Below are 13,134 nucleotides of genomic sequence, written 5' to 3'. Positions count from 1 at the left end.
AAACATGTCGTCGGTCCTGCCAGTGGCCCATCATGGGAATCGACTCCTTTTTCTTTTATCATACGCCGAACCGAGGCAAAATCAAGCAAAAAAAGCCGCCCGCGGGCGACTTTTTCAACAGCCTGAAGTGCCGCCCGGCTTTATACCGGGCGGCACTTTTGTATGAAATATTAATTTCCTGCCGGATTTCTACTGAATTTCCAGGAGATCTTCTATTTCCTCTTTCCCGAGTGAAGAAATCATCGTTTCTCCGGAATGTACGACACGATCCAGCAGATCCCTCTTCTTTTCCTGCAGTTCGTGAATTTTCTCTTCGATCGTTCCTGCAGTAATCATTTTTGTAACTTGTACGACCCGTTTTTGACCGAAACGGTATACGCGGTCCGCTGCCTGATCTTCCACTGCCGGGTTCCACCACGAGTCAAAGAGAATTACTGTATCCCCGCCTGTAAGATTCAGACCTGTCCCTCCTGCTTTCAGGGAAACGAGAAACATCTCTTTTTCTCCCTCATTAAAACGATCAGCCATCAGCAGCCGCTCCTGGGACGGGGTATTGCCGTCAAGATAAAAGTAGTCAGCTCCTGCTTCATTAAACCGCTTTTTCATAATCGCAAGCATTTTTGTAAACTGGCTGAATATAACGATACGCCTCCCGTTCTGGCGGGCTTCTTCTGTATATTCCATCAGGCGTTCCAGCTTGTCCGATCCTCCATTGTAGTCGGGAATAAACATACCAGGGTGGCAGCAGATCTGTCTCAGGCGGGTAAGCCCTGCAAGAATCTGCATCCGGTTTTCCTGCCAGGCATTTTTGGAAATGGCATCCGCTGCTTCTTTCTGCAGCAGTTTAAGCTGTCCGAGATACAGCGTTTTCTGCTCCTGGGTCATTTCCGTGTATTCCACCGACTCCATTTTTTCCGGGAGCTCCGTCAGCACTTCCTGTTTTCGGCGGCGCAGTACGAAAGGCCGGATTCTTTTGGCAATAACCTTTTCGGACAGACCACGGAATTGTTCCCGTTTCGGAAAGATGCCCGGAAGAACCACACGGAAAACAGAATAAAGCTCCTCAAGGGAATTCTCGATCGGGGTTCCGCTCAAAGCAAAGCTCGTTCCGCTTTCAATGGTGCGGACAGCTTTAGCCGTTTTCGTCTGGACATTTTTTACATACTGTGCTTCGTCCAGAATCAACGTGGAAAAACGGCGTCCTTGATACATTTCTTCATCCCTGCGTATAACAGGATAGGAAGTAATCCATATGTCCGCTTTTTCTGCTTCTTTCATCTGACTTTCCCTTTCTGCTTTGGATCCGGAAATAATCTGTGCATGAAAATTCGGCGCAAAACGTTCTATCTCTTTTTTCCAGTTATATACAACACTCGACGGGCATACAATCAACGCCGGCTTCAGAACTTCCTGCCGGTGTTTTTTGCCTGCAAGAAACGTGATTGTCTGAAGCGTTTTTCCAAGCCCCATATCATCAGCCAGCACGCCTCCGAATCCGTAATGATCGAGTGCAGTCATCCACTGGTACCCACGCTTTTGATAATCCCTGAGTGACGCGTTGACTTCCTCGGGAATCGGAAAATCATGTTCTTCCGGCTCAAGAAGCCGGTGGAGAAGCTGCTTGAATTCCCTGCTCTTTCGTACAGGTACAGAGCTGCTGTCCTCTACTTGAAAAGCACGGTGCAGCGGCAGCTGCATATTTTCCGTTACTTCTTTTTCTTTTATATCGAGCTCTTCTACAAGAGTCCTTACTCCCTTGAAAGATTCCCCCTGCAGCGGCACAAATGCTCCGGACTCCAGCTGGTAAAAATCCTGCTTTCTGACGAGTGCCTGCATCATATCCGTTACTTCCGATTCTGATATACCTGTAAAATCAAAAGCTACGTCCATCCAGCCTGCTTCGCTCGAAATTTCCACATCCATATGGGGGGCCTCCGGAGGCTCATACATCAGTTCCCGCAGTGACTTAGGAGCATAGATTTCGAATGACTCTGAAAGCAACGGCAGCCATGAAGCCATGAAGTACAATATGTCGGAGAGAGTATCGAGAAAAAGTTCATCGCCATTGTATTTAAAAGGCGCTTCTTCGATAAGACCGACGAGCTGGTACTCTTTCTTCATGTCTCGCACAAAAACTTTGTCATCGGCTTCCGAGGTTTCATGAAAAGGATCAAACATCTTTTCTCCGTACTGAAAAACAACCGAGGCTGCCATTTTCTCTCTCGATTCGTGCTTCAATTTCAGCTGCGGTTTTAAAGGATGCATCTCTATTTCGGCTTCAAGAGAATCCTCCATTGTGACTTCCCCCACTTCCCTGAGCTGCGGCAGCAGTACGGAGGCAAGAGATTCCAGGTGAGATTCCGTGAATGTAAAACTTGCCTGATCCTCCAAGGCAAGTGAAAAATAGAGGGTGTGGAGTATACGGAGCTTTTCTCCATCTGCGCTGTAAAAATTTCCTTTATAAAAGCAGAGTTTTGACGCCGGTCCAAAATATAACAGCTGGTGGGCTTCCGGCCATACAAGCTGATAAAGGTTTTCCTCATAGTTATTTACCCGGAAAGAAAAGGGTTTTTCGAGGGAAGAAACCTGGACGTGTGGATATTCACGCATCTGATCATCCACTATTGTGTTCAGCCCGGAAAGCTGCTCCAGAAAGGACGCAGCATAAGTGAGCGGTATATCAAATATACGGCGGTCTTCTTTTGAACTTTCATAAAATGTCTGATGCATTGTCTGAACTTCGATCAATTCTGCCATTTTTTGAAGGACTGCTGCATCCTTTTCCGAAAAAATATGATCGGCTGGATGATAAGTAAACAATTTCGTGAACCGCAGAGATTCTCCGTGTTCCATCGACTTTAAAAGCTCCCGGATATCCTTGACTATATAAAGTCTGTCCGTGCCTATTTTCAATTCCAGCTCCATCGACCCCGGGACATGTTCCTGGTACGCTGGATAAAGCTTCAAAATGTACTGGACCTGCAGCGTTTCTTTTTCATTGTTCGTTCTCGTTTCCTCTCCCGGTATAAATAGAGATTCAAACGAATTCAGTATATTGTTCATCCTTGCATCTTCCCGCCGGGAGAGCCCTTCTGTCCGGGGTCTTGCATATTCTTCTTCCCTGTCGACGAGCCAGGAAGCTATGTTGTAATCGGACATGTGGAGGAGCGAGGTAAGTACGTGTACACAGGGTGCTTCCCCCCTCCCGCAGGAACAGGAAGTTTTGATAATATTCAATTTCTCATCCGGCTGCACATCCACAGTGAATGTCTGACTGTACCGTTCCACATACGTGCGAAAATGCTTTTTATCATAATCCCAGAAGATTTCCTTTACACTTTCTTCTTCTTTGTAAACCCGGGCAATCTTCAGCTGTTCCGGCACCTGCAGATCCTGTTTTAATTCTTCTTCCGTTAATTCATCAAGCCGCAAGAAAATCCCCCCTGCTTCATAAAAAGTCTATCCTTCATCATATCAAAATATCTCTCCCGTGACGAATTTTCAAAGATGCAGCCACTGTTAAAGCTTTACGTCTTTGCGTAAGGATAGGGAATACTTTTCCTGCTCCTTTATATCCACAGGTGTGTCTGCTGAATTTTGTTTAGCAGACACATGCAGCGGTGTAAAAGCAGACGGAATTCAAACACTCAAACTTATATTTGAATGATTGAATGCCGCATTATATAATATATTCAAACCAAGGTTTGAATGAAAGGAGGTTTTTTTGTGTTTTCGGATGATAATTGCCGTGTTTTTACGTACGATGAAAAGAAAGTCAATACTCTACAAAACAGTATTAACCGTGGCGAGATCGATTTTATGGCGGGGATGTTTAAAGCACTGGCGGATAAGACACGAATGCATATTGCTTTTGCTTTGAGCCTGGAAGAGGAGCTGTGCGTGTGTGACGCTGCTCAAATCACAGGTATTTCTACCGCTGCTGCTTCCCATCACCTTCGCGTATTGAAGAAACTCGGCCTCGCGGATTACCGGAAAGCAGGAAAAATGGTGTTTTATTCATTGGAAGACGATTATATCCGCCGCCTGATCCAGATGGCGTGGGAACACAGCCGGGAAAACAGGATGAAGGAAGAAGGGTAACTAGTGGCTGAACAAAACGCAGACAGGAAAAAAACGTACCGTGTAGAAGGTTTTACTTGAATAGACTGTGCCAAAACGTTTGAAAAAAACGTACAGCACCTGGAAGGTGTTGAAGATGCGCAGGTAAATTTTGGCGCTGCCAAAATAACTGTATCCGGCCATGTTTCCCGCGGGCAAGTGGAACGTGCCGGCGCTTTTGAAAATCTGAAGCTCCGGGAAGAACGAGAATCCGCTGGAACAGCGATTCCATACTGGAAGCAGAAAACTACTGTTAAAGTTTATATTGCTGCGATTGTTCTTCTCTTCAGCTTTATCGGGAGCCTCACTCTCGAGGACAGCTTACTTCCGGTAATCGGGTACGCTGCATCTATCGTTGTCGGGGGCTACTCCCTTTTTTATAAAGGATTCCATAATCTGATCCGTGCTAAATTTGATATGAATACTCTTATGACGATTGCCGTCATTGGAGCAGCAATTATTGGAGAATGGCTGGAAGGAGCCATCGTCGTTATACTTTTTGCTGTCAGTGAAGCACTGGAGCGCTATTCGATGGATAAAGCACGTCAGTCTATTGCCTCGCTGATGAATATTTCACCAAAGGAAGCTCTTATCCAACGCCACGGGCAGGAAATCTTAATCCCCGTTGAAAATATTTCTATAGGCGACATTATGATTGTAAAACCCGGTCAGAAGCTGGCTATGGATGGACGCGTTGTGAAAGGAAATTCCACAGTTAATGAAGCCGCCATTACCGGTGAAAGCATACCAGCTTCAAAAACTGAAGACGACTATGTGTTTGCCGGAACATTAAACGAAGAAGGAATGCTGCAAGTAGAAGTAACGAAGCTGGCCGAAGATAGAACGATAGCTAAAATTATCCACCTTGTGGAAGAAGCTCAGGCTGAAAAAGCACCTTCTCAGGCATTCGTCGATAAGTTCGCAAAGTATTATACTCCCGGAATTATCGTGATCGCCTTTTTGACAGCTGTCGTCCCTCCTGTTTTTCTCGGGGCTGCCTGGAGTGAATGGGTTTATTTAGGACTCGCCGTACTTGTTGTCGGCTGTCCATGTGCCCTCGTTGTTTCTACACCGGTGGCTGTTGTCACGGCTATTGGCACCGCGGCCAAGCACGGAGTACTAATAAAAGGTGGTATTCACCTTGAAGCTGCGGGAGGGCTCAAAACCGTGGCTTTCGATAAAACAGGAACATTAACAGAAGGTGTCCCGCAGGTCACTGAAGTCGTAACATTTGCTGAAAATGAAAAAGAACTGCTGGCTGTGACTGCAGCAATTGAAAAATCCTCCCAGCATCCTTTAGCTTCCGCTGTCATTAAAAAAGCTGAGGAAGTGGGCTGTCAGAGCGTTCAGGCGGAAAATTTTCAATCTCTTACAGGCCGCGGCGTACGAGCCATAGTTGATGACGTTCCTTATTATGCAGGAAGTCCAGAGCTGTTCACCGGTATGCACGGCAGTCTCCCTATGGAACTCCAGGAAACTATTCAAAATTTCGAAAAGAAGGGGAACACAGTGATTCTCCTCGGCACAGAAGAAACCGTACTGCAGCTTCTTGCAATAGCGGATAAAGTACGTAACTCTGCCCGAAATGCTGTGCAGGAACTAAACAGACTTGGAATGCGAACTGTTATGCTTACAGGAGATAACGCGCGGACAGCAGAAGCTGTCGGCCGAGAATCTGGAGTAACAGAAATTCAGGCTGGTCTTCTTCCTGAAGAAAAACTTGAGCAGATAAAATCTCTCCTGACTGTTTCAGCAACTGCTATGGTCGGTGATGGTGTCAATGATGCTCCGGCACTTGCTGCTTCCAACCTGGGCGTGGCGATGGGCGGCGCCGGAACAGACACGGCACTTGAAACAGCGGACATCGCCCTGATGGCGGATGATCTCAGTAAACTACCCTATACAGTAAAGCTGAGCCGCCGTGCCCTCCGTATCATCAAACAAAACATCACATTTTCTCTTGGGCTTAAAGCGCTGGCCCTGCTTCTCGTTATCCCGGGGTGGCTGACTTTATGGATTGCGATAGCAGCCGATATGGGTGCCACACTGCTGGTTACAATAAACAGCCTTCGCCTTTTGAAACAGAAACAGTGATAAAAGAAATGCAGAACAGGCTCTGCCTTTCTGCTGCTACACTTGGAAAGTATACTGTGAAAAACAGTCGATTGTATAAAACAGTAAAAAGCTTCCGATGATTACTTTTAAGCATCGGAAGCTTCTTTAATTTTCACGCTATGTTAAAGTTCGCCTGTTGATGACTGGAGAAAAAGAAACGTTTCTGCTTTTCATGAAAGCTGTTCTTTTTTCCATAAAACCGGTGCCGGGACAGAGGCGTGAAGATCCTCCCTGACGAAAGGAAATCCGCCTGCTTTCTCCTTGGAGCCCACTGAGAGGGCAGCAGCGTTATGTCCATCTCATAAACGAGCTGTTTTCAAGGCAGCCAATTTTTAAAGGAAGTTTTGTGCAGGTTTCTTGTTTAAAATTGTTGGAGGATGGTCAGCTTTTTTGATCAGACAAGACGTACAGCTTTTTCTTCCGCTTCTCTGCAGAAAAAGCAGTTTCTTAAGCGAGCAGCCCGTCCAGGTCAAGGATTTCCAGTTTTTTCGGGCTGTGCTGCCGGATATATCCTCCTGATTCCAGGTCAGCGAGTTTTCGGCTCACTGTTTCAGGAGTGGTGCCTAGATGAGCTGCCAGGTCCTTCCTGCTCATGGGCAGCTTCACAAGTCTCTCCCCCTGCTGTCTCTGCAGGTCCGCCAGATACAGTGCAATCCGGGATTCCACCCGTTCTGTAGCAAAATATGCTGTCTGTTTTTCTGACTGCTCCAGTTTACGGGAAAATTCTCCGAGAATCTTCAAAGCCACCTCCGGATACTTTTCAAGAATTCCCTGCAGGTCCTTCCGCTGAATCGTGCATATTTCCGATGGTTCCAGTGTTTCAGCATATGACTCATGAATAGACTCACTGAAAAGAGCATATTCTCCTGAAAAATCCCCTGGATGCAGAACTGAAACAAGATATTCTTTTCCCGACTCGGCAAGCCGGTAGGTTTTTATCTTTCCTTTATGGACTATATAAAGAGTATCGGAAAAATCCCCGGCCCGGTAAATGCTTTCCCCCTTTTTAAATGTTCTAGTACGGACAGCTTTCATTATTGTTTCCATCTGAGGCGGCTGCAGATGATTAAAAATCGGCACAATTGACACGCAGGACTGCATGGATCCGTGGCAGCCGCACAGATGATCATTACTGCTCATTCTTTTCCTCCTTCACCTCCGCCGGGTCAGGCCGCCGGAACCGGCCGGCCCGCCGCGGTGGATTCTTCCTTTTCTCTTCTGAAACCGATCAGTCTCATAGCGTTCAGGATAACAAGCAGCACACTCGCTTCGTGAATCAGCATGCCGGAAGCCAGATGGACTTCTCCCATAAGCACTCCCGCCAGAAGAACTATAACTGTTCCTACAGCGAAAACCATGTTTTGTTTCATGTTTCTGATAGTAACTTTTGAAAGGGAATAGGCGTGGGAAAACTGCTTCAGCTTGTCCGCCATAAGCACGACGTCCGCTGTATCCATGGAAATATCGGTGCCTCCCTCTCCCATAGCCACTCCGATATCCGCTGTCGCAATAGCCGGGGCGTCGTTGATTCCGTCTCCTGCCATCGCTACTTTATGGCCATCTTCCTGCATCTGTTTTACATACTTTACCTTATCTTCCGGCAAAAGCCCTGCGTGAAAGGCATCCAGCCCGAGTTTGTCCGCTACAAGTTCTGCTGTATGTCTGTTGTCTCCTGTCAGCATTACCATCCGACGTATACCACTTTTTCTCAGTTCAGTCAGAGCTGCTTCTGCTTCTTCCCGGATCTGGTCGGCAATCGAAAAAATACCTGCGAGCTTTCCATCCACTGCTGCAAAAACAACTGTGTTTCCTTCTTTTTCACGAGCTTCCGCATACTTTTCGGCTTCGTTTGACAGAATGATTCCTTCCCTTTCCATCAGCTGCCGGTTTCCTGCGGTAAGCGTTCTTCCATCTACTTCCGCTTTAATTCCGCTGCCTTTAATTACTTCTGCTGCCTGCGGATCTTTTTTCAGGCTGACGCCTGACGCTTCCGCTTTTTTCACTACGGCACGGCCGAGATGATGCTCGGAAATCGTTTCTGCTTCGGCTGTGAGCCGCAGCAGCTCTTCGACTGTCAGGTCTACTGTTGGATAAATGTCCGTTACTTCAGGCTTCCCTTTTGTCAGTGTGCCTGTTTTATCAAAAACAAGCGTGTCTACTTTTGCAAAGCGTTCCATGACGTCGCCGCCTTTAACGAGCACACCTTTTTTAGCTCCATTGCCGATACCTGCTACGTTGGAAACAGGCGCGCCGATCACGAGGGCTCCAGGACATGCGATGACAAGGAAGATAATTGCGAGATGAAGGTCCCGGGTGATCAGGTAAACGAGAACAGAGACACCTGCAACGGCCGGCGTATATATGTTGGCAAACCGGTCCAAAAATATCTGCGTGCGGGATTTTGCTTCCTGGGCTTCTTCCACAAGCTCGATGATTTTAGCGAAAGTCGTATCATCACCGACTTTTTCGGCAGTCATTTCCATATACCCGTTATCTACCATTGTACCGCTGAACAGCTTGTCTTTCACTTGTTTTGCTGCCGGGACAGCTTCTCCGGTCACCGGTGCTTCATTCACTTCCCCGTTTCCCGAGGCTACCACTCCGTCGACCGGAACCTTTTCCCCGGAGCGGATAATAAGCCGGTCTCCTTCTATTACTTCCTCGACAGGAATCATCTGTGTTCCTCCGTCCCTCAGCACCCGGGCTTCCTGCGGTGCCATATCAAGCAGATCTTTTAACGAAGAACGGGTCTTCTTTAACGTACGGGCTTCCAGATAGGCCCCGAATAAAAAGAGAAATGTAACAACAGCAGATTCCACATACTCTCCAATAAAGAGGGCTGCAACAACCGCAATCGTCACAAGCAGATCAATGCTGAAAGCCTTCATACGGAGAGCCTGGAAAGCTTTGATGGCAATAGGGACACCGGCGGTGAAGGTTGCTCCGATAAGAGCCGCATCCCGTACACCCATCGCCCCGTATAAGTAGGCAGTAAAAGCAAGAAGAAGCAGGACACCTGAGATAAACGTTAAATAATTGGTGTTTTTATGGATCCAGCTGATCATTTTGACCACTTCCTTTCTTACCTTCATCCTACCGTGCGGGAGGAGAAAAGAAATTGATGGCAGTCAAGAATGAGAAAGTTTGCCTGTATATTTGTTAAAATAGATAATAAAGCACCCTGCGCAGAATAATTATTCCAGAAATAAGACTTCATCAACAATCTGAAATACTGATCGTATTTTTTGAAACTTGATGCCTGTCAAGGAATGCTCCTTCTTTTCCCGTTAAGATGAAGATAGATAAAAGAAAGGAGTGATTTACATGAGAACGGCAAAATTTCAGCTGGAAACCCTCACCTGTCCTTCCTGTATTAAAAAAATCGAAACAACTCTGGGGAAAGTAAAAGGAGTGGAAGAGGTAAACGTTCTTTTCAATTCAAGCAAAGTGAAGACGGTTTTCGATGAAAACAGTGTGGAAGCCGATGAGCTGAAAGAAAAGATAACAAAGCTCGGATATCCGGTTATCTCTTTGAAAGTTTCCTGAATTAAACGGAGTTCCAGTTCTGCATTTACGGAGCTGACCGGCATTCCGGGCGGCTCTGTTTGAATCTCTCAAGCTCTGAAAGGAGGGGAAAACAGTGAATGTTTTAATTGTTTACGCTACTCTGAGCGGCCATACAGAAGAACTGGCAGAAATGATAAAAGAACGGCTTGAAAAAGCGGAGCTGGAAATTTCGGTGGAAGAAGCATATGAGGCAGAAGCGCGGCATTTTCAGGAGTATGAGCTCATTATCCTCGGCTCCTATACGTGGGGGGACGGCGATGTACCGGACGATATGATGGATTTGTATAATGAAATTGAAGAAACGGATCTGAGCGGCATTTCTTTTGCTGTTTTCGGATCCGGTGACACCGGCTACGAGCACTTTGCCGGGGCAGTTGATCATCTGGAGGAAGCGGTGCGGAGGAAGGGCGGTATCCTTACGGCAGAAAGCATGAAAGCGGATGTTGACGCCGATTCAGATGAAACGGAAGAACTTGCTGACAGGTTTACAGAAGAAATTCTCGCCTGGAGAGAGAAACGATAGTGAAAAGCAGCGCCAATAAGCAACCACAGTGCCTGTACCCGGCTGTTAAATTTAAAATAGGCATCCCCAGGCTGCCTCAATGACCCTTTTGAGACAGCCTTTTTTCACTGGAACTCTTTCTTCTATCGTGTATTGTGACAGTAAAAGCAGTTAAGCCCACATCAGCTTAAAATTGCTGTTTTCTGCTCTGCAAATCCGGATGTTTTTAAACAGAAGCTTCATACAATTTTGTTTAAGCCAGTTTCGGGAAGTCTATTTGTCTTCTTCCTTAAGCACCATCTCTGAAAAAACTTCTCCATCGTAGCGGTAGCTTACTTTTTCCCATAGCTGCTCATTTTCTGCAAAAGCATCGACGAGAGCCGTGGCATCTTCCGGAACGAGTCCTTTGTACCAGACACCTTCAGGATATACTACTGCAGCACACTTATCTTTACAGCGTCCATTGCAAAAAGTTTTTGTTACATGAATTTGCTCTTCGATCTCTTTTTCCATGATTTCATCTTCGACGGCTTCGGTCAGCTTCTCTCCTCCTGCTTCATAGCAGGTTTTCCCATTACATATCAGCACATGTTTAGAGGTTTTGTTTAAATTCCGTGGCATATATTCGTCCTCCTGATTATCGGTTTTTCTCCCATCGTGGAAAAATCGGATAGGTGCAGTGGCTTTGAACGTTTAAAAGAATGGACAAATTCCATCCATGCTTAAAGAGCTGTCCAACAGCAGCGGACAGCCCTCTTCTGCTCAACTATTCCAGAAGATTACAATGTGTTGCCTTCTGGCGGAATCGGGTGCTTTTTCAGTATTTCAGCAAAGTGCATCAAGTTATAGCTCATCATCATCGTATTTTTCTTCGTAAAATCACTTTCCTGGCCTGCTTCAATATAAGAAGGCCCAGGTCCGGCTTCACCAACCCAGTAACTTAAGGCGTTGGGAGGAATGGTAAATCCTATATTATCCATTGCAAAAAGGACGGACCGGGCGACGGATTTAGCCCCGTCTTCATTACCAGTCACCAGGCAGCCGAACACCTTGTTATAGTAAACAGCCTGTCCTTTCTCGTTTATCTCTCCGCTTTCTGCATAAAGTCTTTCTATAAGGATAGAGGCAAGACTGCTTCTTTCCCCATTCCAGATTGGCGTGCCGAGTACGACAATATCTGCTTTTTTTACCTTTTCCATCAGCTGGGGCCACTCGTCGCCTCCTCCCATATCGTGCTCCATACCACTTTTTATATCATGATCAGCCATCCGGTAAACTTCGGTTTCCACCCTTTCTTTTTTCATCCATTCCTCTGATTTTTTGATCAGCGCTTCCGTGTTGGATGTTTCACTTCCCGGCTTAAGAGAAGTATTAATAAATAAAGCTTTTACCGTCATAATAAATCTCCTTTCCTTCTATTTATCCATTAGTAGAAATTTGCTCTTTCTGTCCTGTTTCCCGCTTAGCTTTTTAAGTATGCAGGGCTTTCTTTTCACGGACTTATCACTTTTTCTGCTGCTCCATTATGATACGATGAAGAAAACTGACTGTTAAAGGAGCTTCTTCTTGTCCAGGCTGATGTACGTTATCATTTTCATTGTTTTTCTTGATACATTTATCCAGCTTCCGATCATGACACCATATGCTTTAGGTCTCGGTGCTTCTGCTGCCCTGGCCGGATTCGTTGTATCCATGTACTCACTTACAAACATTGCCGGAAATATTGCCGGAGGAATCTGGATTGACCGTGCCGGACGGCGCCGCGTTCTGCTTACCGGTATGGCTTTTGTTGCTGTGATCGTTCTTCTTTATCCTATGGCCCAGAATGGATGGCAGCTGCTCGGCGTCCGGTTTCTACACGGAATTGCCGGAGGACTGATGATTCCTGCCGCCTTCGCTTTAATTGGCGACCGGAGTACCCGCGGCAGCCGCAAAGTAATGGCTTATGCAGGAGCAGCTATCGGGCTGTCGGCCATTGCCGGCCCCGCTGCCGGAGGCATTCTGGCGTCACGCGGAGAATATGAATCTGTCTTCTTTTTAACGTCAGCTCTTTTTGTCGTAAGCTTTCTGCTGGTGTTCTTTTTCGTTTTTGAAGGAGAGCCAGCAAAAAGACCGAACACTGGAGACAGCTTAATTTCAGTAATTAAAAACAGGCTTCTCCTTCAGGCCTGTCTCGCTGCTTTTGCCTTAATGGTCAGCAATGGTGTACTCGCCTTTGCCCTGCCGATCAGGACCGGTGAATTCGGTCTGTCGACTGCCATAACAGGCATTCTGTTGAGTATTTACGGCATCACCGCACTCATTGTTTTCATTTCTCCGCTGAATAATATTTATCAGCGTTTTTCACCTTTCCCACTCGTTCTTACAGGGCTGATTTTCATCACTTTTTCAATGATTATACTGAATCTCGCTGCAGCTGCTTCTTTTCTTTACGCTGCGATGGTGGTATATGGAATTGGTTTCGCCTTTATATTTCCTTCGATGAATCAAATGGCGGCGGAAGCCTCCGGAACGGAATCGCGGGGAAAAGCTTTTGGTATTTTTTATGCCTGTTTTTCGCTCGGTGTTGTTGCCGGGGCTGCCGGAGCCGGGCTCGTAACAGAAAGCACAGGTCTCCCTTTTTTATCAACTGCTTTCTTTTTAATAGCAGCTGTTGTTATTCTCGCTGCCTCAAAAAAATGAAGCCGCTGTTCAAGCGGCTTCATTTTCAGAGTGTTGATTAACTGTTATTACCAAATACATGGTTCCGGCCTGCGTTTGGTTCTTTTTTTATGTAGGAAAGCGGTGGGTTTCTTCCGAAACAGCTTGAACCACCCGAAGAGGCTCAGGCT

At 46.4% G+C, this 13,134-nt stretch carries 10 protein-coding genes; 5 read left to right on the top strand and 5 right to left on the bottom strand.

Annotation, left to right across the window (positions count from 1 at the left end; genetic code table 11):
• Window positions 1–189 precede the first annotated feature (189 nt).
• Complete coding sequence (locus C6Y45_RS16490; RefSeq protein ID WP_107586322.1) at window positions 190–3,432, bottom strand: DEAD/DEAH box helicase; 3,243 nt, start codon at window positions 3,430–3,432, stop codon at window positions 190–192.
• A gap of 294 nt (window positions 3,433–3,726) precedes the next feature.
• Between C6Y45_RS16490 and C6Y45_RS16485 the strand changes: the two genes are divergently transcribed.
• Together C6Y45_RS16485 and C6Y45_RS16480 are read left to right on the top strand one after the other, a co-directional pair.
• On the top strand, window positions 3,727–4,101 hold the full coding sequence (locus C6Y45_RS16485; protein WP_245922696.1) for an ArsR/SmtB family transcription factor: 375 nt from the start codon (window positions 3,727–3,729) through the stop codon (window positions 4,099–4,101).
• 3 nt (window positions 4,102–4,104) lie between these two features.
• Window positions 4,105–6,213 (top strand): heavy metal translocating P-type ATPase, encoded by a 2,109-nt coding sequence (locus tag C6Y45_RS16480; RefSeq protein ID WP_107586320.1) that lies wholly within the window; start codon window positions 4,105–4,107, stop codon window positions 6,211–6,213.
• Between the two features lie 468 nt (window positions 6,214–6,681).
• Here C6Y45_RS16480 and C6Y45_RS16475 read toward each other — a convergent pair whose 3' ends face one another.
• The gene (locus C6Y45_RS16475) at window positions 6,682–7,374 is read right to left on the bottom strand and encodes a Crp/Fnr family transcriptional regulator (RefSeq protein WP_107586319.1); all 693 of its coding nucleotides are present in this window, start codon (window positions 7,372–7,374) and stop codon (window positions 6,682–6,684) included.
• 26 nt (window positions 7,375–7,400) lie between these two features.
• Window positions 7,401–9,299, bottom strand: a complete 1,899-nt coding sequence (locus C6Y45_RS16470) for a heavy metal translocating P-type ATPase (RefSeq protein WP_107586318.1) — start codon at window positions 9,297–9,299, stop codon at window positions 7,401–7,403.
• Window positions 9,300–9,558: 259 nt separating this feature from the next.
• Here C6Y45_RS16470 and C6Y45_RS16465 point away from each other — a divergent pair, with 259 nt between their 5' ends.
• Together C6Y45_RS16465 and C6Y45_RS16460 are read left to right on the top strand one after the other, a co-directional pair.
• Window positions 9,559–9,780: a heavy-metal-associated domain-containing protein gene (locus tag C6Y45_RS16465; protein WP_107586317.1), complete on the top strand. Its 222-nt coding sequence runs from the start codon at window positions 9,559–9,561 to the stop codon at window positions 9,778–9,780.
• 94 nt (window positions 9,781–9,874) lie between these two features.
• Window positions 9,875–10,324, top strand: coding sequence for a flavodoxin (locus C6Y45_RS16460; RefSeq protein ID WP_245922695.1), 450 nt, complete (start codon window positions 9,875–9,877; stop codon window positions 10,322–10,324).
• Between the two features lie 252 nt (window positions 10,325–10,576).
• Here the strand turns inward: C6Y45_RS16460 and C6Y45_RS16455 are convergent, their stop codons facing one another.
• Complete coding sequence (locus C6Y45_RS16455; protein ID WP_107586316.1) at window positions 10,577–10,924, bottom strand: (2Fe-2S) ferredoxin domain-containing protein; 348 nt, start codon at window positions 10,922–10,924, stop codon at window positions 10,577–10,579.
• A gap of 158 nt (window positions 10,925–11,082) precedes the next feature.
• Window positions 11,083–11,700, bottom strand: a complete 618-nt coding sequence (locus tag C6Y45_RS16450) for a flavodoxin family protein (protein ID WP_107586315.1) — start codon at window positions 11,698–11,700, stop codon at window positions 11,083–11,085.
• A 169-nt stretch (window positions 11,701–11,869) separates the two neighbouring features.
• On the opposite strand from C6Y45_RS16450, the gene C6Y45_RS16445 reads away from it, so the two are divergent.
• Complete coding sequence (locus C6Y45_RS16445; protein WP_107586314.1) at window positions 11,870–12,985, top strand: MFS transporter; 1,116 nt, start codon at window positions 11,870–11,872, stop codon at window positions 12,983–12,985.
• The last annotated feature ends 149 nt before the right edge of the window (window positions 12,986–13,134 follow it).

The organism is Alkalicoccus saliphilus, from assembly GCF_003044065.1.
In the GTDB taxonomy this organism is placed as follows: domain Bacteria; phylum Bacillota; class Bacilli; order Bacillales; family Salisediminibacteriaceae; genus Alkalicoccus; species Alkalicoccus saliphilus.
This window is presented reverse-complemented; position numbering and strand designations above follow the sequence as displayed.